This is a genomic window from Synechococcales cyanobacterium CNB, from assembly GCA_030263455.1.
In the GTDB taxonomy this organism is placed as follows: Bacteria; Planctomycetota; Phycisphaerae; order Phycisphaerales; family UBA1924; genus CAADGN01.
In genome coordinates this window covers 167,732-190,605 of the sequence record SZOZ01000002.1, presented here as the reverse complement: position 1 = coordinate 190,605, position 22,874 = coordinate 167,732, and the positions used below count along the sequence as shown (strand labels likewise).

The 22,874-nt window shown below is 70.1% G+C and carries 15 protein-coding genes and 1 pseudogene; 10 read left to right on the top strand and 6 right to left on the bottom strand.

The features are described 5' to 3' along the window. Positions 1–78 precede the first annotated feature (78 nt). The 3 genes from ybeY to FBT69_02430 all read left to right on the top strand — a co-directional run bounded on the left by ybeY (position 79) and on the right by FBT69_02430 (position 3,643). Positions 79–615, top strand: coding sequence for an rRNA maturation RNase YbeY (gene ybeY / locus FBT69_02440; protein ID MDL1903654.1), 537 nt, complete (start codon positions 79–81; stop codon positions 613–615). Then, a complete protein-coding gene (locus tag FBT69_02435; protein MDL1903653.1) occupies positions 474–2,003 on the top strand; it encodes an HlyC/CorC family transporter in 1,530 nt (509 codons plus the stop codon). The genes ybeY and FBT69_02435 overlap by 142 nt, the downstream gene beginning before the upstream one ends. Positions 2,004–2,065: 62 nt before the next feature. Further along, positions 2,066–3,643 carry a cysteine--tRNA ligase gene (locus tag FBT69_02430; GenBank protein MDL1903652.1) on the top strand — a complete coding sequence of 526 codons (1,578 nt, stop codon included), beginning with the start codon at positions 2,066–2,068 and terminating at the stop codon, positions 3,641–3,643. A 21-nt stretch (positions 3,644–3,664) separates the two neighbouring features. On the opposite strand, the gene atpG is transcribed toward FBT69_02430, so the two are convergent. Next, positions 3,665–4,684: an ATP synthase F1 subunit gamma gene (gene atpG, locus FBT69_02425; protein ID MDL1903651.1), complete on the bottom strand. Its 1,020-nt coding sequence runs from the start codon at positions 4,682–4,684 to the stop codon at positions 3,665–3,667. Here atpG and FBT69_02420 point away from each other — a divergent pair. Next, a complete protein-coding gene (locus tag FBT69_02420; GenBank protein MDL1903650.1) occupies positions 4,482–7,079 on the top strand; it encodes a beta-lactamase family protein in 2,598 nt (865 codons plus the stop codon). The two genes, atpG and FBT69_02420, sit on opposite strands and share 203 nt — an antisense overlap. Positions 7,080–7,108: 29 nt before the next feature. Here FBT69_02420 and FBT69_02415 read toward each other — a convergent pair whose 3' ends face one another. After that, entirely contained in the window at positions 7,109–8,014 is a 906-nt protein-coding gene (locus FBT69_02415; protein ID MDL1903649.1) for an MBL fold metallo-hydrolase, read from the bottom strand. Between the two features lie 5 nt (positions 8,015–8,019). On the opposite strand from FBT69_02415, the gene FBT69_02410 reads away from it, so the two are divergent. Continuing rightward, on the top strand, positions 8,020–8,226 hold the full coding sequence (locus FBT69_02410; protein MDL1903648.1) for a 4-oxalocrotonate tautomerase family protein: 207 nt from the start codon (positions 8,020–8,022) through the stop codon (positions 8,224–8,226). A gap of 77 nt (positions 8,227–8,303) precedes the next feature. Here FBT69_02410 and FBT69_02405 read toward each other — a convergent pair whose 3' ends face one another. After that, positions 8,304–9,701, bottom strand: a complete 1,398-nt coding sequence (locus tag FBT69_02405) for a hypothetical protein (GenBank protein MDL1903647.1) — start codon at positions 9,699–9,701, stop codon at positions 8,304–8,306. A 171-nt stretch (positions 9,702–9,872) separates the two neighbouring features. Then, complete coding sequence (locus FBT69_02400; GenBank protein ID MDL1903646.1) at positions 9,873–11,399, bottom strand: hypothetical protein; 1,527 nt, start codon at positions 11,397–11,399, stop codon at positions 9,873–9,875. A 747-nt stretch (positions 11,400–12,146) separates the two neighbouring features. Here FBT69_02400 and FBT69_02395 point away from each other — a divergent pair. Further along, positions 12,147–13,656 (top strand): annotated as a pseudogene (locus FBT69_02395) (F0F1 ATP synthase subunit alpha). A gap of 315 nt (positions 13,657–13,971) precedes the next feature. Next, the gene (locus FBT69_02390; protein ID MDL1903645.1) at positions 13,972–15,438 is read left to right on the top strand and encodes a hypothetical protein; all 1,467 of its coding nucleotides are present in this window, start codon (positions 13,972–13,974) and stop codon (positions 15,436–15,438) included. 3 nt (positions 15,439–15,441) lie between these two features. Here the strand turns inward: FBT69_02390 and FBT69_02385 are convergent, their stop codons facing one another. Next, a complete protein-coding gene (locus FBT69_02385; GenBank protein ID MDL1903644.1) occupies positions 15,442–17,562 on the bottom strand; it encodes a tetratricopeptide repeat protein in 2,121 nt (706 codons plus the stop codon). A gap of 17 nt (positions 17,563–17,579) precedes the next feature. Continuing rightward, positions 17,580–18,185, bottom strand: a complete 606-nt coding sequence (locus FBT69_02380) for a sigma-70 family RNA polymerase sigma factor (GenBank protein MDL1903643.1) — start codon at positions 18,183–18,185, stop codon at positions 17,580–17,582. Positions 18,186–18,349: 164 nt separating this feature from the next. On the opposite strand from FBT69_02380, the gene FBT69_02375 reads away from it, so the two are divergent. The 3 genes from FBT69_02375 (at position 18,350) to FBT69_02365 (ending at position 22,855) form a co-directional block, all read left to right on the top strand. Continuing rightward, positions 18,350–20,170, top strand: coding sequence for a hypothetical protein (locus FBT69_02375; protein MDL1903642.1), 1,821 nt, complete (start codon positions 18,350–18,352; stop codon positions 20,168–20,170). Positions 20,171–20,282: 112 nt separating this feature from the next. Next, complete coding sequence (locus tag FBT69_02370) at positions 20,283–21,143, top strand: universal stress protein (protein ID MDL1903641.1); 861 nt, start codon at positions 20,283–20,285, stop codon at positions 21,141–21,143. Further along, complete coding sequence (locus tag FBT69_02365; protein ID MDL1903640.1) at positions 21,140–22,855, top strand: cation:proton antiporter; 1,716 nt, start codon at positions 21,140–21,142, stop codon at positions 22,853–22,855. The genes FBT69_02370 and FBT69_02365 overlap by 4 nt, the downstream gene beginning before the upstream one ends. Positions 22,856–22,874 lie beyond the last annotated feature (19 nt).

Sequence of the window (22,874 nt, the reverse complement as noted above, 5' to 3'; positions counted from 1 at the left end):
GGATAGGCGTACACCCCCTTCCCCCCCTCCCCGCGCCCCCGTAGAGTTCCCCCGGCCATTCACGCCGCCTGATTCCCGATGGACGACGCCCCGACATCCCAGCCCGAGCCTCCGCGAAGTCCGAGCCTGACGTGCGGGCTTGCCGTGGAAGCGGTGGACGCGACCGGCCGCCTCGGAGCGGATCGGCTCGAGTGGCTCATCGACCACGCCCGGCGTGCCCTCGCCCCGCTGCGGCTGACAGGTGAGGTCCGGGTGCGGGTCGTGGACGACGCCGAGATGGCGGCCGCCCACGTCCGTTGGGCCGGCGTTGAGGGCACCACCGACGTGCTGACGTTCGACCTGCGCGACGACCCGGCCGGCCCCTTGGACACCGACGTGCTCGCGTGCCTGGACGAAGCAGAGCGGCAGGCAGCGGCGCACGGGCACACGCCGGAACGGGAACTGCTGCTCTACGTGGTCCACGCCGCGCTGCATTGCTGCGGGCACGACGATCACGACGAGGCCGACGCCGCGCGCATGCATGCGCTGGAGGACGAACTGCTCGAACGGGCCGGGGTGGGGGCGACGTTCGACCCGTCGCGCCCGCCCGCGGCACGAGGGGGGGGGCGGCCGTGACGGGGCCCGGGGCATTCTGGATCGCGCTGGGCGCGCTGCTGCTCTCGGCGTTCTTCTCGACGCTGCACATGTCGCTGCGCTCGTCGCCGCGCGCCGCGCTGGCGGACCTGGCGCAGCGTCGCTCGCCCCGCGCCGCCGTGCGCATCGACCGTATCCTGGACGACGCGGACGCCCACCTGCTCGCCATCAACCTGCCGCGCATCCTCTGCACGCTCATCGTGGCGGTCGAGTCGGTCTTCTGGATCGTCTCGTTCCGCCCGCCGGAGCACGGCGACCCGACCGCCCCCCCCTCAGCGCTGGAACTCACGCTCGGGCTTGGGCTGGCGTCGCTCTTCATCTGGCTGGTCGGCTTCGCCGTGCCGCACAGCATCGCCAAGCACGCGGGCGAGCGGATCACGGTCGCGTTCGCTCCGCTGCTGCGGGCGGCGCACGCGCTGGTGCGCCCGGTCGCTCCGGTCGTGCGCTTCCTCGACGAGATCGTGCGGCGGCTCGCGGGCGAGGACGACGAGACCGAGACCGAGGCCCGCGAGGCGGAACTCCTCTCGGTGGTGGAGGAGGGTCGGCAGGAGGGCCAGTTCGACGAGACCGAGCGCGACATGATCGAGGCCGTCGTCGAGTTCCGTACCACCACGGTCGAGCAGATCATGACGCCGCGCACGGAGATCGACGCGCTCGAATGCACCGACGACCTCGCCGAGGTGAAGGCGTACGTGCGCGACCAGGGTCACTCGCGCGTGCCGGTCTACGAGGGAGACCTCGACCACATCCTCGGCATCCTGTACGCGAAGGACCTGCTCCGGTGGATGGCCTCCGAGGCGGCCGAGCGCGGCGAGCCGTTCAGCCTGCGCGCGATCCTCCGCCCCGCACTCTTCGTCCCCGAGACGAAGACCGTCCGCCAGTTGATGCGCGAACTGCTGGAGAAAAAGGTCCACATCGCCATCGTCGCCGACGAGTACGGGGGCACGGCCGGGCTGGTGACGATCGAGGACATCGTCGAGGAAGTCTTCGGCGACATCCAGGACGAGTACGAGACCGCCGAGGACGAAGCTCCCGAGGTCGTCATTCTCGAGGGCGCGGCCGAGATCGACGGGCGCGTCCACGTCGCCGACGCCAACGACGAACTCGAACCCCTCGGCATCGAACTCCCCGAGAGCGAGGACTACGACACCGTCGGCGGCCTCGTCACCGTCACACTCGGCCGCATCCCGGACGCGGGCGAACGCCTGCGGCACAACGGCGTCATCATCACCGTGCTCGAAGCCGAGCCGACCCGCGTCAGCCGCGTGCGCGTTGAACTCGCCGGCGACACCGCCCCAGCCGACGCGACCGTGCCGCCCGAAGACGAGCGGCCTCAGGCCGACGGTCAAGCCACGACCGGCGACGCCTGACCGCAACTCCTCCTCCACTTCGTCACTCCGTCACTCTCCGACTCCCTCCCTACCCTCACCCCATGCCGCTGCGCCTCTACAACACGCTCGCCAAGCGCGTCGAGCCGTTCGTGCCCGCCGATCCGACGCGGATCACCTTCTATTCCTGCGGCCCGACGGTCTACGACGACGCGCACATCGGGAACTTCCGCTCGTTCCTCGCCGCGGACCTGCTCCGCCGCTGGTTGGAGTCGCCGCTCTGCCGCGTGGCACGCGCGCCCGACGACGCCGAGGGGGTGCCCGGCCCGCGCCAGGTCGTGCAGGTGATGAACATCACGGACGTGGGGCACATGACCGACGACGCCTCGGCCGACGGCGGCGGCGAGGACAAGATGCAGGCCGCGGCCCGTCGGCTGGCCGAGGCCAAGAAGGCCGGCAAACTCCCCCCTGGCGCTTCCGTCGATCCGAACGATCCCTACGCCATCGCGGCCTTCTATGTCGAACGCTTCAAGGAGGACGCGCGGCGACTCGGCCTGCGCGTCGTGCAGGACGCCGACCGAGATCCGACGCTCATGCCGCGGGCCACGCGCTCCGTCCCCGGCATGATCGCCATGATCGAGCGCCTCATCGCCAAGGGGCACGCCTACGCCGTCGGCCCGGCCGGACGGCAGACCGTCTACTTCAGCGTCCAGTCGTTCCCCGAGTACGGGCGGCTGAGCGGCAACACGCTGGATCGGCTGCGCGAGGGCGCGGGCGAGCGCGTCGACGCCGCTCACCAGGCCGAGAAGCGGCACCCCGCCGATTTCCTGCTCTGGAAGTCCGACCCCGCGCACGTGATGAAGTGGCCCAGCCCGTGGGGCGAGGGCTACCCCGGCTGGCACGTCGAGTGCTCCGTCATGGCGCTCGCCCGCCTCGACCCCGACCACGCCCGCGGCGAGATCGACCTGCACTCCGGCGGCGAGGACAACATCTTCCCCCACCACGAGTGCGAGATTGCCCAGTCGTGCGCCTTCACCGGCAACCCGCTCTACGCGCGGGCGTGGTTCCACCCGCGGTTCCTGCTCGTCGAGGGCGAGAAGATGTCAAAGAGCAAGGGCAACTTCTTCACGGCCCGCGACCTCTTCGCACGCGGGCACGAACCGGCAGCCGTGCGCCTCGAACTCATCAGGACGCACTACCGTTCGAACGCGAACTTCACGGAGCAGGGGTTGAAGGACTCGGCCCGCTTCGTCGTTCGCTGGCGCCGCTTCGCCGACGAAGCCTCCGCCGCGACCGATGCGGGCGCCGCTGACGAGCGCATCACCCGCGACTTCGCCGCCGCCATGCACGACGACCTGAACATCGCCGGCGCGATCGGGTCGGTGAACGAGTGGATCGGCCGCACGCCCCGTCCGACGCGCGCCGACGCCGACACGATGCGCACGCTCGACGCCGTGCTGGGCCTGCTCGCGCTGGACAGGGCCGAGGCTCGCGCCACCGACCTCGGCGTCTTCGTGGGCGTGGACCCTTCCCCCGAGGTCGAATCGCTCCTCCGCGAGCGTGCAGAAGCCCGGCGCGCTAGGGACTTCGCCCGCGCTGACTCGATCCGAGACCGCCTGGCCGAGATGGGCTACGCGATCAAGGACGCCCCCGGCGGCAAAGTCGAGGTCCGCCGCGCCTGAGGCGACCACCGAACCCGTGCGTCATTCGAGCGCGGCCGCGCCGGAGATGATCTCGGTGAGTTCCGTGGTGATCTGGGCCTGTCGGGCGCGGTTGAAGCGGCGGGTGAGTGCCTTGCCCATCTTGCCCGCGTTGTCGGTCGCGGCCTTCATGGCGACCATCCGCGCGACGTGCTCGCTCACGATGGCGTCGTTGAACGCCTGGAAGAGCAGCGCATTGACCGCGGCCGGGAGCAGAGCATCCAGCAGCTCGGGGCCTTCTGGGCTGAACTCGTAGTTGATCCGCGGACCGGAGGACTCGCCCGAGCTCTCGGGCGGGCGCAGCGGGAGAAGTTGCATGATCTCGGGGGCCTGCCGACCCGCCGAAACGTACCGCATGTAGACCACGCGGACGCGGCGCACCTCGCCCGCGAGGAAGCGCGAGACGTAGTCGGAGGCGAGGCGGGCGACCTGCTCGAACTCGGGCTTGTCGCCGAACTCCGTATGGTGCTTGGCGACGGGGATGCCGTTGAACTTGAAGAACGCAACGCCCTTCTTGCCGACGAGCTCGATGAGGCCCCCCATGTTCGCGGGATCGGCGCGGAGGTGAGCGAGTGCCGTGCGCAGGACGGAGCCGTTGTAGGGACCGCACAGCCCGCGGTCGCTCGTGAGGACGAGGGTGAGTTCCTGCCCGGGTCGGTCGGCGTTGAAGAGGGCGTGGGCGCGGGCGTCCTCGGACTGGGCCAGTTCGCCGACGATGTCGAAAACGGCCTTGGTGTAGGGCTTGCCGGCCAGAGCGCGGCTCTGGGACGCGCTGAACTTCGCGGTGGCGATCATCTGCATCGTGCGGGTGATCCGCTTGATGTTGCCGACCGCCTTGATGCGCTTCTTGATCTCGCGGGTCTTCGCCATGGGGCGGGATGGTAGACCGGGGGTCGGGCGGGGTGAAGGCGTCCGGATACAGAGCCCGCCCGCTGAGCCGCTAGTCTTGGGGGGGCGGGTTTGGAAAGCAGCATCCGCCGATCCCCAACGTCTCAGGGGGAAAGGCACAAAGGAGCGAGGCATGGTCTGTGGACGCGGTGGTGTCGGGCGCGGTGCGGTGTGGGCGGCGTGCGGCGTGGTCGTCGCGTTGGGGCAGGTGGCATGGGCACAGCCCCGGCAGCCGACGCCGCAGGAGCGACTGGACTGGATCGCGGACCGACTCGACGAGCAGCGGGTCGAGCATCACGTGCCGGGGATGGCGCTGGCGGTGATCGCGGGCGGGCGGGTTGTGCTGGTGCGAGGGTTCGGCGTGGCGGACGCCGAGGCGGGGCGCGAGGTCACGCCGGAAACGAGGTTCGCGGTCGGGTCCACAACAAAGGCGATGACGGCGACGCTGGTGGCGATGCTCGCCGACGAGGGCAAACTGGGCTTCGACGACCTGGCGAGCGAGCGCGTGCCGGGCTTCCGGTTCGCGGATGACGACCTGAACGCGCGGGCGACGATCCGTGACCTGCTCAGCCACCGATCGGGGCTGGCGGCGATGGAGCCGCTGTGGTACGGGCTGGACACGACGAGCCGGGAGATTCTGGCGGCGGCGGCGCGCGCGGAACCCCTGAACCCGCTCCGTGAGAAGTTCGTGTATTGCAACGTGGGGTATCTCGCTGCCGGGCTGGCGGCGGCGCACGCCGCGGGCACAGACTGGGACACCCTGATCGCGGATCGGCTCTTCGGACCGCTGGGCATGGTGACGGCGAACTCGACCTACGCGGCGGCGCAGGCCGACCCGGAGATGGCGCGTGGGTACATGTGGGACCCGGAAAAGGGCGAACTGGTGCACCAGCCCATGCGCCGTGTCGACGGGGTCGGCCCGGCCGGTTCGGTGAACGCGAGCGTGCTCGACATGACCCGGTGGGTGCTCTTCCAGCTCGGGCGAGGCCAGATCGACGGCGTGCGGCTGCTCAGCGAGGAGAGGCACGCAGAGACGTGGCACAAGCACAGCGAGATGTCGCCGGGCGTCGGCTACGGCCTCGGGTGGATGCTCCGCGACTGGGAGGGCGTGCCGGTCGTCGAGCACGCGGGCGGGATCGACGGGTTCACGGCCCAGGTCTCGATGATTCCCACGCGCAACGCAGGGTACGTGCTGCTGATGAACCTCTTCGGCAGCCCGCTCCAGGAGTCGTCGAGGCAGGTGGTCTACCGCGGGCTGTTCGGCGACATCTCCGAGTCGGCGGAAGGTGAGGAAGGCGCGGAGCGCTTCGTGGGCAGGTACGTGGCGAACTTCGGGCCTTTCAAGGACGCGCGCTTCACGGTCACGCTCAAGGGGGGCAAGCTGTTCGTGGACGTGCCCGGGCAGATGAACTTCGAGCTCGCTCCGCCGGACGCCGAGGGGAAGCGGAAGTTCACGGTCACCGACCAGATCGCGGTGCGCTTCGATGAACGGGACGGCAAGGTCGTCGGCATGACGCTCTTTCAGGGCGGGATGACGTTCGAGACGCCGCGCGAGGGCGTCGAGATTCCTCCCGAGATGACGGCCGCGGAGGCCGAGGAGTTCGCGGGCGAGTACCGCCACGAGCAGGCGAACGTGACGATCCGCGTGCTGCTGCACAACGGTCGGCTGGCGATCGACGTGCCCGGGCAGATGATCTATGAACTGCACCCCCCGGACGCCGAGGGCGTCCGCTCGTTCAGGGCGACCGACGCGATCCGGGTGCGTTTCAACCGCGATGAGCAGGGCCGGGTCGTCTCGCTCACGCACTTCCAGGCGGGGCGTGAGACCCTGATGCCGCGCGTGAGCGAGCCGGGCGAGGGCGACCGGCTGCCGACTGTCGACGAGGTGCTCGCGCTGGTGCAGCGTGGCGGGTCGATGGACACCGAGGGGCGGCTTCGCACCGTGCGCGTCGAGGGAACGATGCGGTTCATCAACATCGGGATCGAGGGGCGCGAGAGCACGACCGCCGCGGCCGACGGGCGGTTCCGGATGGCGCTGGACTTCGGCCGATTCGGACGGAGCGAGTCGATCATCGGGCGCGAGCGGGGATGGTCCGATTCGACGGCCGCGCCAGACCGCGACCTGACCATCGAGCAGTTTCTGCAGGCCCGGATGCAAAGCCCGCTCGCCCTGGCCGGCGACTGGCGCAAGGCGTTCGATCGCATCGTCGTGGATTCGCGGGGCGAAGTGGACGGGCGCGCCGTGATCGCCGTTCGCCTCGAACGGGACGGTGCGAAGCCGGCGACGGTCCGGGTGGACGCCGAGACCGGGCTGCCCGTCTCGATGGAGACGCAGCAGTTCGGCGCGTTCGGGCAGGCGTATCCGCTGACGTACCGCTACGAGGACTGGCGCGACGTGGGCGGTGTGCTCATGCCGCACCGGGTCTGGATGGACATTCCCATGGTCGGGCGAATCGAGAGCGTGCTCGCGCGCGCAGAGGCGAACGTGGCGGCGGACGACTCGGTGTTTGAACCTCCCGCCCGCGATTGACCGCGCGACACCGCCAGAGGACCATTCCCTTACGGTCGCGGCCCGTCAGGTCCGAGCGTCAGGCCGTCGTGGGCGAGCGACATGCCCTCCGGCAGGTCGGCGTTGGTGTCGGCGTGGGCGAGGTCGTGGCTCATGTGGACGAAGAACGTTCGCCCGGCGGCGAGTTCGTGCGCAACCGAGACGGCCTGGCCCAGCGTGAAGTGGGTCGGGTGGTGGCGGTGGCGCAGGGCGTCGAGGACGAGCGTGCCCAGGCCGCGCAGGTGGGGCCACGTCTCGGGCGGGATCGCCGAGACGTCCGTGCACCAGGCGAGAGGGAGGAACGGCGCGCCGAGGGGGGGAGTTGCGTCGATCCGGTAGCCGAGGACGGGCAGTCGGCCGTGCAGCAGGCGCAGGGGCGTGATGCGCAGGCCGTGCAGGTCGAACGGCTCGGCGGGGCCGACGGCGTGCGGGATGAGCGAGGCCACGAACGACCGCTGCACGTTCCGCTCCGGCTCGAAGATGTGGCGGTACACGCGGCGCAGGTCGTCGAGGACGCGCGGCTCGGCGTGCACGTCGATGGGGGCGTTCATCACGGCGTTGAATCGGCGCACCTCGTCAAGCCCGAAGACGTGGTCCACGTGGTTGTGCGTGATGAGGATCGAGTCGAGACGGTCGAGGCGCTCGCGCAGGGCCTGCTGGCGGAGGTCCGGGCCGGCGTCGAGGAGGAGCGTGCGCGGCCTGCCGCCCGGGTCGGTCCAGCGCAGGCACGCGCTGGTGCGGAGCCGCCGGTCGCGCGGGTCGTCGGAGGAGCAGACGGGGCAGGCGCACCCGATCGCGGGCACGCCCGCCGAGGTGCCGGTGCCGAGGAAGGTGAAGCGCACGCGGAGAGCGTAGCGTTCGGCGTGGCGAGAGGGCCGGCGCGGCCTCCACCCGGAACGATCGACGAGCGAGGAGATCGCGGATGCCCTACGTGAACGTGCGGATCACCAAGGACGGCGTGACCCGCGAGCAGAAGGCGCAGATCGTGTCCGAGATCACGGCCACGCTCGGGCGCGTGCTGGGCAAGAAGCCCGAGCACACGCACGTGGTGATCGACGAGGTCGACACGGAGAACTGGGGCTTCGCGGGGCTGCTGACAGCGGAGTGGAGGGCGCGGGCCTCGGGTTGAAGCGCAAAGGAGACGGGGCTTGGAAAGGCCCCGCCCCGTGTGGTTGTTCGCCGGCATCAGCCGCGGACGTCTCGGCTTCAGTCGCAGCCGGCCGTGTAGGCGTTGAGGAAGGCGAGCACGTCGAGCGTGTTGATGACGGTGTCGCCGTTGAAGTCGGCGCGCGGGTCGAGCGCGACGTAGGCGTTGAGGAAGGCGAGCACGTCGAGCGTGTTGATGACGGTGTCGCCGTTGAAGTCGGCGGGGCAGGCGTGGCCGTCAGGCTCGGCGGGAACAGCGGTCAGGAGGAGCGTGGCCGGCATGGAGGCTGGCATCGTGAAGCCACCCGTCGCGGCGACGAGGTCGCCCACCGGCACGATGGCGATGCCCGGTCCGACGGTCTCCATCCACTGCTCCTCGGACAGGCCCTCGCCGGCGATGTTCACGTCCATGAGGTCGGACATGAACGGTGAGGATCCGGGATCGCCCGCGACGCCATCGGCGACGGAGAGGTGCATGAAGGGAGCGTAGAGGGTGGCGCCGGCGGACCTGTGATCGCTGATGATGAGTCGGCCCAGCGTGCCCTCGAGTCCGAAGCCGTCGTGCCAGCCCTGGAGGCGGAACGGGAGGATGGGAACGAAGATCCAGCCGACCTCGGGCTGGTGCCCGACGAGCTGCATCTGGATGATCTCGATCGGGACGTTGAGGATCGGGTCGTTCCGGTACGCGGGATCGACGTCGAGCGTGCGCCCGCCGTCGCGGTCCAGGATGTCGAAGCCCGAGGTGACCACGGTGAGCGTGTTCATGAACGGATCGAAGTACAAGACGGTGCCCGCGTTCTGGGATGCGCCGGCCGTGAGCCACCCGCTCGGCGCCTCGACGTCCGCGGCGTTTTTGGAGTGCTTGGCGCGAACGATGGCATCGCCGCTCACGCGCCGAGGGGCCTGCGTCGCCGTCACCATCGACACGACGCCGTAGCCGTCGAAGTGGGGCCCCTTGGCGATCTCGTGCTGGGTGATGCCCCAGGCGGCGAGCTTCTTCGCCTCGCCGTACTTGATGTTGAGCGAGATCGCCGAGGGGACGAGCGGGAGGGTGTTCGGATCGACGTCGCCTTCGTGCGGGCCGTCGAGGTGCATGCCCCCGACACCGACCTGCGCGGCCTCCGCTCCGTCCACGCCGGCTTTCGTGTCATCGCCGTCCTTGTCCAGGTCCCACCCGTGCACCACGTGATGGATGTTGAACGACCAGTTGACCCCGACGATGGCGAGCGAGACGCCCCCGCCCCCGTTCCGGTTGATCCCGTCCCTCGGATCGTCCGTGTCGGTAGATTGGAACAGGCCCCTCGCGGTGAACTGGTCCTTCTTGTCGACCTGGATCGCGACGGCCGAGCCGCCCGTGTTGTCCGCAACAACCCGGGCCGACGTGAGAGCGAGACCCGCCGCGAAGGCAAGCCCGAGCGCGGCAACAGGACGGGGACGGTGCGTGATGTGGCGAACCATGGCGAGACTCCCTCCGGGCGCGGAGGGAGGCTCCGGCCCGGCGATGCGCGGGCCGACGTTCGGGAACGCCCCTGCAGGCTCGGCCCGGCGTGGCGTGTGACACGTGCGCAGCGACGGCCCGCCGCTCCGCTCACGCGGACCCGGGAGAATGCCGCGCCCAGGCACGCGGCGTCAGTCGCAGCCGGCCGTGTAGGCGTTGAGGAAGGCGAGCACGTCGAGCGTGTTGATGACGGTGTCGCCGTTGAAGTCGGCTTCCGGTTCGCCCGCCGTGTAGGCGTTGAGGAAGGCGAGCACGTCGAGCGTGTTGATGACGGTGTCGCCGTTGAAGTCGGCGGGGCACGGCTGGGCGAGCGCGGCCAGCACCGCGGCGTGGGCGTTGATGCGCCCGTGCCCGAACGTCTCGTCCCACCCCGGCGCGCCCTTGTCGTCGGCGGTGGACTCGATGATCGCGCGCACCTCGACGTTCGTCAGCGCCGGGTTCACGCTCAGCACCAGCGCGGCCAGGCCCGAGACGTGCGGGCAGGCCATCGACGTGCCCGACTGGTAGGAGTAGGTGTTCGGGCTGAAGAGCGTGTCCCAGGTCGAGTAGACGTCCACGCCCGGCGCCGTGACCGACATCTCGGGGCCGGTGGTGGTGAACGAGGCGATCTGGTCGCGGTTGTTCGTCGCGCCCACGGCCATGGCCTCGGGCGCTGCGGCGGGCGAGCCGATCGTCCCCCCCGCGGTGTTGCCGCTCGCCGCCACGACGACGACGCCGGCGTTGTGGGCGTAGGCGACGGCGTTGTCCACGACCGCGCTGCGCCCCGGGAAGCCGAGGCTGAGCGAGGCGACGTGCGCGCCGTGGTCCGCGGCCCAGACGATGCCCGCGGCCACCTGGGCCTCCGTCCCCGCGCCGAAGTCGTTGAGCACCCGCACGGGCATGATGCCGACGACCCAGTTGACGCCGCTGACGCCGATGCCGTTGTTGCCGCGGGCGCCGATGATGCCCGCGCAGTGCGTGCCGTGCGAGATCAGCCAGCTGTCGTCCGCGCTGGCGTTGTTGTCCAGCACGTCCCAGCCCGGCACGCGGTTGGGCGTGATGTCCGGGTGGCTGAACGAGACGCCGGTGTCGATGACCGCGACGACGACGCCCGCGCTGCCGACGGTGTAGTCCCACGCTTCGGGCGCGTCGATGTCGGCGTCGGCGATGCCGGCCTGGCCGTTGATGGTCTGCCCCGTGTTGTGCAGGCCGTATTGAAGGTTGAAGGAGGGGTCGTTGGGGAACGTGGAGAGGATGCCGCCGAGGCCGTTGAGCTCGGCACGCTCGATCGCGCCGCCGCGGGCCGCGTCGGCGTTGAGCCGGGCGACGAGATCCGCGGGGTCGTTGCCTTCGGGGAGCGTCACGATCCACCCGCGGTCGAGCTCGAACCGCGCGGCGAGGCCCGCGTTCGCGGGCGGGACCGCGAAGAGCGGACGCAGGCGCTCGGCGTCGAGGCCGGGAACGAACGCGGCGAGGTGGGCGAGGGCGTCGTCGATGGTCGCGCCGGGGGCGAGGCGGAGGATGACCTCGGACTCGTGCCAGCCGCCCATGACGCCGGGCGCCTCGACCGGGCCGCGGTAGGGCACGACGGGGTCGGGCCAGATCGACTGGGCCGAGGCCGCGGCGGTGATGAGGATGGATGCAAGAAGACCGGCGCGAGCGGTGCTGCGGCTGAACATGCGGGTTCTCCCTCGAATCCTGCGGCGTGCCGTGGTCGGCAGCCGACCCGGCGTCTGCCTACTGGTACCGGATCGGGCGGCGTGAGTCCAGCGCGATGCCGGGATTCCGGCGGCCGCGGCCCGCAGAGATCGGCGCGAAGGGAAGCCGAGATGCCCACGGTTCCCCTCGGCGGTGAAGCCCGAGCGCGAGGGATGGTGGCGGCGTCTCGCCGCGGGTTTGCGCGGGCCGCTCCCCGCCCGCGCTCCGTGCTCTGTGCGCGCTCCCTGCCCGGATGCTGCCTCCGGCCCTTCGGCCGTCCGGTTCCGGCAGGTCCGACCGCGTTCTCGGGGGCGGGAAGCGTGTCGGACCTTCGAGAACCGCCGTCAACGGTCGCTGTTGATCCATCCACGCTCGCTGTTGATCCATCTACGGTCGCTGTTGATCCATCCACGCTCGCCGTTGATCCATCCACGCTCGCCGTTGATCCATCCACGGTCGCCGTTGGTCCATCCACGGTCGCCGTTGATCCATCCACGGTCGCCGTTGGTCCATCCACGGCCGCCGTCGGGGCATCGACGCTCGCCGTCGGCGGGCCACCGACGCCCGTCGTCCGTCCGGCGGCGGGGGGGCGGGGGTCGGCGGCGTGAGAAACCGGGCGGGCGGGGGTCTATCGTGGTGGCCCGGCCGGACCGCGCGGCCCGGGACCGACCCGCAACCCGAGCGGCCGCCCGGTGTCCGGGCGGTCGGTGCCATCCGAGAGGGTGAACGTGAAGATCAAGACGAACGAGATCGCCAGCGTCATCAAGCGCGAGATCGAGCAGTTCCATGCCGAGCTGGAGGTGTCCGAGGTCGGGCGCGTGGTCGAGGTCGGCGACGGCATCGCCCGCGTGTACGGGCTGGCCAAGGCGATGGCGGGCGAGCTGGTCGAGTTCCAGACCGCCGAGGGCGCGGTCATGGGCCAGGTGATGAACCTCGAAGAGGACACCGTCGGGTGCGTCATCTACGGCGACTACCTCTCGGTGAAGGAGGGCGACCTCGTCAAGAGCACCGGGCGGCTGCTCGAAGTGCCCGTGGGCGAGACGCTGCTCGGCCGCGTGGTGAACCCGCTGGGACAGACGCTCGACGACGGCCCCCCCCTCGAGCCGACGGAGTTCCGCAAGATCGACATCATCGCCCCGGGCATCGCCGAACGCCAGCCCGTGACCGAGCCGCTCCAGACGGGCGTGAAGGCGATCGACGCGATGATCCCGATCGGGCGCGGGCAGCGCGAGCTGATCATCGGCGACCGCAAGACGGGCAAGACCGCCGTCGCGGTGGACACCATCATCAACCAGAAGCAGTACTGGGGCACGCCGGAGGCGGTGGTGTGCATCTACGTGGCGGTGGGGCAGAAGGAATCCACCGTCGCGGGCGTGGTGGAGACGCTGAAGAAGCACGGGGCGATGGACTACACCATCGTGGTGAACGCGGCGGCGTCCCGCGATGGGCGAGTACTTCATGTGGCAGGGGAAGCAGGGCAGGACGCCGAAGCACGCCCTGTGCATCTACGACGACCTGAGCAAGCAGGCGGTGGCGTACCGGCAGCTCTCGCTGCTCCTGCGGCGGCCGCCGGGACGTGAGGCCTACCCGGGCGACGTGTTCTACCTGCACAGCCGCCTGCTCGAGCGGGCGACGAAACTGAGCGACGAGAACGGCGGCGGCTCGCTGACCGCGCTGCCCGTGATCGAGACCCAGGAGGGCGACGTGTCGGCGTACATCCCGACGAACGTCATCTCGATCACGGACGGGCAGATCTACCTCGAGCCCGAGCTGTTCTTCGCGGGCGTGCGCCCGGCGATCAACGTGGGCATCTCGGTCAGCCGCGTGGGCGGCAACGCGCAGGTCAAGGCGATGAAGCAGATCGCCGGCTCGCTGCGGCTGGACCTCGCCGCGTTCCGCGAGCTGGAGGCCTTCGCGCAGCTGGGCACCGAGCTGGACAAGGCGACCCAGCGGCAGCTCGACCGCGGGGCGCGCATGGTCGAGCTGCTCAAGCAGCCGCAGTACGTGCCGTACCGGGTGACCGACCAGATCATCTCGATCTACGCGGGAACGAAGGGGCACCTCGACGACGTGCCCCTGAATCGGGTGGCGGAGTTCGAGAAGGGGATGCTCAGCTACTTCCACGGGCCGGGCAAGCCTGTGTGGGACGAGCTGAACCAGAAGCGGGCGCTCAACGCCGACCTCGAGAAGAAGATCCAGGACGTGCTGTCGGCGTTCAAGAGCACCTGGAAGGGTTGAGCGGGCCGGTTCCCGGCGGCGCGGTCCTCCGGTGGCGGCGCGCACGCCGCGTGATCCGCGTGCACGCTGCGCCGCTCGACGGGCGTTCGTCCCTGATCGGCCTGGTTGGTCGCGTCCCCGAACCCGCCGGGCGTGTTCGCGTTCCTCCCCGTGCGCGCTGCCGGGCGGGGCGGGGGGCACGCCTTCCCCCCGGCCTTCCCGCGGGAAGCCCGCGATCTCGCGGATCGATCTTGGCGCGGGGTGTCGGGCGCCTGTACGATGGCGTGCGGCGTGCGGTCTGCCGTGAAGCCGACGAGGAACAGAGGGAGGTTTGCCATGCGATCGATGGTGCGCGGATTGTTCGTTGCCGCGTTTCTGGCTTCGGGAGCGCACGGGCAGTCTTCGCGCGACGTTGCCCGTCACGACGCGGACGGCTCGTCGGTGGTGCGGACGCTGGGGCCGGCGGGCTGGGAGCGGGCGTCCGGTGCGGGGTACCGGACGGGCATCGTGTGGACCCTTCACGACCCGGTCTCGATCGTGGAGTCGGTCGCGGTGGGGGACACGACGAACGAGAGCTGGCTGGCGCACAACCTCAACGACGAGCGTGTGAGCAGGCTCACGACCAACGGCACGGGCGTGCCGGACTTCGTGTACTCGATGGTGGCCGAAGACCCCGGTTCGGTCGGCGTCGCCGGCGCGGAGAACGCGTCGCTCGGCGTGGTCATCTCGTTCCCGAGCGGCGGGCCGGTGCGCGTCAGGGCGTTCACGAACGCGAACGGGAACGTGCCGATCTGGACCCACACCTTCGCGCCCGCGAACAACAACGCGAGCAAGCGGAACGCGGACGCGTCGGCGGACGGCTCGGTCGTGGCGGCGGCGGCGTACGACGGCTCGACGAGCACGATCGTCATCCTGAACGGCGCGACCGGCGCGGTCATGAACAGCTTCACGCGGTCGGGGTACGTCTCCGGGCTGGAGTTCAGCGACGACGGGTCGCGGCTCCTGCTCACGAACGGGGCGACGGCCGAACTCGTGGAGGTGGCGACGCTCTCGACGCTGCGCTCGTTCTCGGTCTCCGGCGCGGGCGGGTTCCACCGGCTGTCGCGCGACGGGAAAGTCATCGCGGCGGGCGGGTTCAACATCCGGATCGACCGCGAGGTCGGCGGCGTGTGGAGCACCGCGTACACCGGGACCGGGTCGAGCGAGTGGTTCGGATGGGGCATGGCGGTGAGCGGGGACGGGATGTTCGCGGTGGCGGCGAGCCACAACTACGCGCAGGGCTACCTGCCGAACAACTACCGCGTCATCGACGTCAGCACCGGGCAGGTGATCGCGACGGACGGGTACGTCGGGTCCGGCGGGTTCCAGAACTCGATGGTGGGCGCGGAGGCGAACTCCGACGGCACGATCTTCACGGTCGCGTCGTGGGGCGACGCGGTGAACACGAGGCCGGAGGTGCGCATCTTCGACCGGTCGCTGAACGAGATCGGCTCGGTCGACACGATCGGCTCGCCGTTCGGGCTGGACATGACGATCGACGGGCGGTACGTGCTCGTCGGGGCGAAGTCCGTCCACGCCAACACGTTCGGCAACGGCGGGATGACGTACCTGTACGAGGTCTATGAGGGCGACGACTGCCCCGCCGACTTCAACGGCGACACCGTCGTCAACTCGCTGGACTTCATCGCCTTCCTGAACGCCTACACGGCGAACGACCCTCGCGCGGACTTCAACGGCGACACGGTGATCAACTCGCTGGACTTCATCGCCTTCCTGAACGCCTACACGGCGGGCTGCCCGTAAGCGTCAGTCCGAGCCGTCAACACCGTCATCAGCGGGCGTGCCGGGGCGTGGCTCCGGCACGCCTTGTTCCTGCGTTCCGAGCGCGTCGAGCGCGGCAGCGGCGGCGAGGGTGGCAGGGTGGTCGAGGCCGTGGAGGCGGACGCGGAGGTCGAGGGCACGCCGATAGAGCGCGTGTGCGGCTTTCGTGTCTCCTCGGTCCCGAAGAACGGCGGCGAGGTTCATGGTGACCACGGGGACGGCCGGGTGCTCGTCCCCGTGGAGGTCGTGGATGCGGTCAAGCGATTCGCGCAGGTGGAACTCCGCCACGCTGAGGTTGCCTCGGCGGTGTTCAAGTTTGCCGAGGGTGTTGAGGCAGGCGGCGAGGTTCTCGGGGTCGTCGGCCTCGTGTCGGCGGGCGGAGCGGAGCGCGCCGGCCATCGCGTCGCGGGCCTGGTCGAGTTCGCCGAGATCGACGAGGGCGGCGGCGTGGTTGGCGCGGGCCTTGCCGGTGCGCCGGTCGTCGGGTCCGTGAGCGGCCGCGCGGGCCTCGGCGGTCTCGCGGAGGTAGCGTTCCGCGCCGGCGAAGTCGGCGCGGTCCTTGCAGAGGAGGCCGAGGTCGTTCAGGATGGACATGCGCTGCTCATGGTGGATGGGGAGTTCGCGTCGTGCGATGTCGAGCGCGGTGGTCATGTGCCGCTCGGCCTCGTCGAGCAGTCCCAGGGCGCGGTAGGCGTTGCCGACGGCGTTGCGGACGGGGGCCTCGATGGCGGGCCGGCCGCGGAGCGCGCCCGCGTCGAGGCGGCGGGTTGCGCCGTCGAGGGCGTCGCGGAGGGTCATGTCGTGTCGCCCGCGCTCGACGGCGGCGAAGATGTCCTGCAGGAAGCGGGAGACATCGAGTGCGGTCTCGGCCTCGTGCAGGGCGAGGGCCTCGTTGCGGGTGGCGCGCACCGCCTGAGCCGTGGCGATGCCCGCCGCGCCGAGGAGTGCGAGGAAGGCGAGCGTGGAGGCGAGCACGCCCAGCCGGTGGCGGCGCATGAAGCGGGCGGCGTGGTAGGCGGCGGTTGGGCGGCGCGCGGAGATCGGCTCGTGGCGGAGGAAGCGGCGCACGTCGTCGGCGAGCGCGGCGGCGGAGGGGTAGCGGCGGTCGGGGTCCTTCTCGAGCGCCTTGAGCGCGATCGTCTCGAGGTCGCGGGGCAGGTCGGGGCGCAGCGTGCGCGGGCCGGCGGGGGCCTGCTCGCAGATGGCGCGGATCGCGCCGGTGACGCTCGTTCGATCAAGGTCGAGGGGGAGGCGGTCGGTGAGGAGTTCATAGAGGATGACGCCGAGGGAGTAGACGTCGGTGCGTGCGTCGACGGCGAGGGGGTCGCCTCGGGCCTGCTCGGGGCTCATGTACGGGAGGGTGCCGGAGATGGAGCCGAACTCGGCGAGTGTTGCGCCGAGGGGCGCCCCGCGCGTCAATGAATCGTGTTCGAGGATGCGGGCGAGGCCGAAATCGAGCACCTTGGGCGCGGGCGAGCCGTCGGTGCCGTCGGTGACGAGGATGTTCGAGGGCTTGAGGTCGCGGTGGATGACGCCGCGGCCGTGCGCGAAGGCGACGGCGTCGCAGGCGTCGGCGAAGAGTTCGAGGCGGGCGCGGATGGTGAGTGTGCGCTCGGAGGCGTAGGCGTTGAGCGGGAGGCCGCGGACGAGTTCCATGGCGAGGAAGCGGTCCCCGTCGGGCGTCTCCCCCGCGGCGTGGAGCGCGGCGATGCCGGGGTGATCGAGGCGTGCGAGTGCGGCGACCTCGCGGCGAAAGTGGCGTGCGTCGTTGTCGTTCGGCGATCGCCGGAGGAGTTTGAGCGCGACGGCTCGTCGCGGGCTGGCCTGCTCGGCCTCGAAGACGACGCCGGACCCGCCGCGACCGATCTCGCGAAGGATGCGGAAGCCTTCGACGAACCGTGCGCCGGGGCCGAGTTCGGCGAGAACGCCGGTATCGCGCAGGATGCCCGAGATGGGCGCGGCGGCCGTGAGGTTGGCCTTGATCTCGACGAGTCGGTCGGCACAGGCGGGGCATTCGCGCAGGTGAGAGGCGAGGCTCGCGGCGGACTCCGGGCTGAGGGACTCGGTGGCGAAGCGTTCGAGTTCGACGATGTCGGGGCAGTGCATCGGCGCGCTCCCGCGGGTCAGGCGGTGTTCTCGAGTTCGTCGCGCAGTTCGCGGAGTCGCTTGAGGACCCGGTGCTTGGCGTTGTAGACGGTCTTGACGGGCACACCGAGTTCCTCCGCGACCGAGTCGGCGGCCCGCTCGCCCTGTACGACGAGCAGGAATGCGCGGAGGGTGGCCGGCTCGAACTCGGCGCGGGCGCGTTCGAGGCAGGCGGTCCAGGCCCAGCGCTCCCACTCGGTGTTCCACAGGTCCTCGACCGACTTCTCATCGGCGGGCGGGTCGATGGTGCGGCTGGTTTCGTCGTCGAAGGGGCGCTCGCGTGAGCGGGCCTCGCGCTGGCGGTGGCGAAGGACGCACCGACGTGCGATGCCGAAGAGCCACGCGCTGAGGCGGCCCTTGTCACGGTCGTAGCGGTCTTCCCGCAGGGAGCGGGCGAGTTCGACGAGCGTTTCCTGTGCCGCGTCGTCGGCGTCGGCCCTGGAGAGGCCCGAGCGCCGGGCGAAGGCGACCAGCGGATCGCGGAAACGGTTGACGAATCGCTCCCAGGCGCGGTCGTTTCGGGCGTCCCGCAGGTCGTGCAGGATCGTGGTGGTCGTGACCCATTCCCGGGCGGTGTGGTCCATGCCCCGATTCCCCGGTCGGGGGCGTGCCCCCCGTTGGGGCCATGGTAACCGCGGAGGCACGAAAGACGGCGCGAATCGGTGAGAAACCCCCGCCCGGGGCGTGGAACCCGGGTGGCGGGGCCGTCGGGTCCGCCGCTCGTATCTCGTAACACGCAGGAGGGATCATGTTCAGGCGAATCAATCGGAAGATGTTGCTTGCGGGCGTGCTGCTCGGGCTCGTGGCGTCGCCGTCGCTGGCGCAGATCGGGACCGCGCCGCCGTTCCTGTGCGGGCGGACGTATTCATTCTCGAAGGGCATACAGGACGCGAACGTTCTCGAGAATGAGCCGGGTCTCGTGCGGGTGGACACGCTGCACTTTGTGGGCCTGGTCGGCGCGACGTTCGGAGGGGGGTGCCCGCCGGTGACCGCGACTGTGATGATGGAAGCGACGCTGGCGTGCGATCCCGATCCGGATGGGGGGCCGTTCGTGTTCGGCCCGTTCACGGTGGATACGGGGGGGGTCACGATGATCCCGATCGACGTGCCTGTCGCGGCGGGACAGGAGCGGCTCTGCGACCTGATCGTCGTTTCCACGCTCACGTTCTCGGATGGGGTGGTACTGCGACAGCAGGGCGATCTGAAGGTCATCGTCTCGAAGGAATCGCCTGTTAACCCCGGCGTGCCGGGGCTTGATCTGAAACTCATCGGGGACAGCGCAGCGTTCTGCGATCATCCCGGCGGGACGCGTACGCTCCGATTCCGTCTGACCAACCACATTGAGAACGGGTTCGGAGACATCTCGATCAGGCTCGTCAACCGCGCGGGAATGCCGACCGTCGTGGCCGGAGCGAACGACGTTCGGACGGGGGCGTACGCGGCGTCGGACCCCGGCGGGGGAGATGCGCCGCCTGTGGACATGGAGTCGGATTGCCCTCAACCGCTCGGCGTGGACCCGCACCTCATCTTCGAGACCGAATCGCGCACCGAGTTCGAACTCGTGGTGGGGCAGAGCATGGAGTTCGACATTCGCGTGAACAACTACGCGCTCGCGGCGTCTGGCGCGGTGGGCGAGGCGGTCGTGCAGGCGTTCATGCGGTCAATGGAAGACCCGATCCGGTCGTACATTGCATACGCCGGAGTCGCGCTCTGCGCCGACGCGAGCAAGCAGGCGGTCATCGACTGTCCTGGCTCGGGTCGGGCAGCGATCGCGTCCATCGGGTCATCGCCGAAGGGGCCAGCGCTCTCGTACCACGCGGACGGGACGCCGGGGGGGAACGAGCCGTTCAAGGTGCTGTACATCGTCGATCCGGCGACGGTCAAGATGTTCGTGAACGGCTCGCCGATCAACGGCACGAACTTCTCCGGCGCGATCCACGGCAGCGGACAACTGGGCAGGCACGCGGTCGAACTCTCGTTCCTCAGTCCTCGGCCGGCGTCTGACTCGGTGATCCAGTTCAACTACGAGATGATTGTCGAGCCGGTGACGGCGGGGTACGAGCTGAACGGGTTGACGCTGAGCGTCGTGAATGGCGCGCCGAACGGGTATGCACACCTGCACCCGGTCGCGCGCGGGCACGTTGACCTGACGGACAGCCGCGTCCATGAGGCCGTGAGGCTGCTCCAGATTCATCAGTTGTCGGCTGTGGGTGTCGACGAGGGGACGTTCAACTCGCGGCGGATGGAGCTGGTCGATCTCTCGCTCATCCCGCTCCGTTCCGAGGGTCGCATCCGCGTGGAGAGCACGTGGAAGGCGGTGACACCCGGCGCGCCGCGGTACATCGGGTTCGACGTGTTCCACGACATCCGCGCGTACGCGACGCCGATGCCGGAGGAACCGTGCCCCGCGGACTTCAACGGGGACACGGTGGTGAACACGCTGGACGTGCTGGCGTTCCTGAACGCCTACACGAGCGGCGACCCTCGCGCGGACTTCAACGGGGACACGGTGGTGAACACGCTGGACCTGCTGGCGTTCCTGAACTCGTTCACCGCGGGCTGCCCATAGCGCGTTCGCCGCGATCTTCGCTTCCCCTCCGGGCGTGCCGTCGTCTCACGATCGGCACGCCCTTTCTCGTGCGCGGGACGTGGGGAGAGAGGGCGGGGTAGACTGCCGCGCCATGACCACGGACCTCGGACCTTTCAAGCACGTGCTCGCCTGCATCGCCCCTTCGCCCCACGCCAGGGAAGTGGCCGTGGAGGCGGGTCGCCTGGCGGCGGCGTGCGGGTCGAAACTCACGTTCGTTCACGCGGGGCGCGAGGGGGACGAGGTGCGCCGGATCGTCGCTGATGCGCTGCCGGGCGTCGAGGCGGAAGTCGTCGAGCGCGAGGGCGCGCCGGAGCGGGTGATTCTCTCGGAAGCGGCGCGGCAGGGGGCGGACCTGATCTTCGCGGGCGCGCTGCAGTCGGACCCGCTGCTGCGGGGGATCGTCGGCTCGCTGGCGCGCCGGCTCGCACGCCACGCGGAGCGGTCGGTCTATCTCTCGATCCACCAGTTCCCGCCGGATCGGCTGGTGCGCACGCTCGTCGTCGGCATCGACGTGGACGAGCGCTCGGCGCGGCTGATGCGCGACATGGCGGCGTTTGCGCGCAAGGCGAACGTGCTCGCGCTGCACGTCGTGTACGAGTTCGACCCGCACGCGCCGGGGGCGACCGGACCGGGCGACGAGCGAGAGCAGCACGAGCGGTTGAGGGCGGCCTCGGAGCGTTTCCGCGTGGCCGACTTCCTGGGGACGATCAACCTCGAGGGGCTGCCGGTGCGTGTGACGTGCCTGAGCGGGCGTGACTATGTGGAGACGATGCGGTTCGCGGAGGAGCAGAAGGCGGACCTGCTGGCGGTGGCCGCCCCGCCCCGTCGGCTGGGGTTGCTGGACCGGTTCTTTGGTCACCCGACAGACACGATCCTCCAGCGTTTTCCGTGCTCGATCCTGCTGCACCGTTCACGTCGAGAACCAATCGCTGAGGGAGAGGGGGGCGAATGAACCAGCTCTCCCACCACGAGATCGTGGTGCTGCTGGTCTCGCTGGGCGTGTTGCTCGCGGCGGCTCGTGCGCTGGGCGAGGCGGCGCGGCGGCTCGGTCAGCCCGCGGTCATCGGCGAGATCGCGGCGGGCATCCTGCTCGGGCCGACCGTGATGCAGGCCGCCCTGCCGGAGCTTGGAGAGTGGCTCTTCCCGCGTGAGGGGCCGCTGCCGCAGGTGATGCACGGCATGACGACGGTCGCGATCACGCTTTTTCTGCTGGTGGCGGGGATGGAGGTGGACCTCTCGACGATCTGGCGGCGGCGCGTGGCGGCGTTGTCGGTGGGCGTCGGGGGGATGGTCGTGCCGTTCGTGATCGCTCTCGTGCCCGCACTGCTCGTGCCGAAGGCGATGGGATGGGACGAGGGGGTGAACGTCCGCATCTTCGCGCTCTTCATGGCGACCGCCCTCGCGATCTCCGCGCTGCCGGTGATCGCCAAGATGCTGATCGACCTGCAGCTCTTCCGCACGGACCTGGGGATGACGATCATCGCGGCCGCGGTCTTCAACGACCTGGCAGGGTGGATCATCTTCGCCATGGTGCTCGCCATGATGGGGCACGCGGTGTCGAGCGGGCTGGAGCTCTGGCACACGATCGCGCTCACGCTCGCCTTCGTGGCCTTCATGCTCGTCGTCGGTCGGTGGCTGATCGACCGGAGCCTGCCGTGGGTGCAGGCGCACACGAGTTTTCCGGGGGGGGTGCTGGGGTTCGCGCTGGTGGTCACGATCGCGTGCGCCGCGTTCACGGAGTGGATCGGGGTGCACGCGATCTTCGGGGCGTTCATCTGCGGGGTCGCGATGGGGGATTCGCGGCACCTGCGCCCGCGGACGCGAGAGATCATCGAGCAGTTCGTGTCGTTCATCTTCGCGCCGCTCTTCTTCGCCAGCATCGGCCTGCGCGTGGACTTCGCGGCGAACTTCGACATCGGACTGGTGATGATCGTGCTCGTGCTGGCAACGGTGGGCAAACTGGCTGGGTGCGTGGTCTCGGCGCGGTTCGCGGGTTTCCGCAGTCGCGAGGCGTGGGCGATCGGGTTCGGGATGAACGCGCGCGGCGCCATGGAGATCATCCTGGGTCTGCTCGCGCTGGAGGCGGGGCTGATCAACGAGCGTCTGTTCGTGGCGCTGGTGGTGATGGCGTTGCTGACTTCGATCACAAGCGGGATGCTGGTGCAGTGGTCGCTGGGCAAGCAGAAGCCCGTGCGGTTCTGGGCGTACGCGTCCTCGAAGTCCTTCGTTCCGCATCTTGAGGCCTCCAACTCGACGGAGGCGATCCGCGCGCTCGCACGGGCGGCCGCGGATGCGAACCCCGCGCTGCACGCGGACGTGGTGGCCGAAGCCGCTCTGGCTCGGGAGCGGCTGATGGGGAGCGGGATCGGTGGGGGGATCGCGGTGCCGCACGCGAGGCTCTCGGAGATCGAAACCCCGGTGGTGGCGATCGGCCGTGTCGCGGGTGGAGTGGACTTCGATGGGCCCGACGAGCAGCCCGCCCGCCTGGTCATCCTGCTGATAACGCCTGCCTCGCAGCCGGAGTACCAGTTACGCCTCCTGGCCAGCATTGCCCAGACCGCCCAGTCTTCGGAGACGGTGCAGCGGCTGACGGGTGCCGCGACGTGGACCGAGTTCCTCGCTGCCCTGAACACCGACGCGACCCCCGCCCAGGAACACGGCTGATCGGAGCGTCGATTCGCGG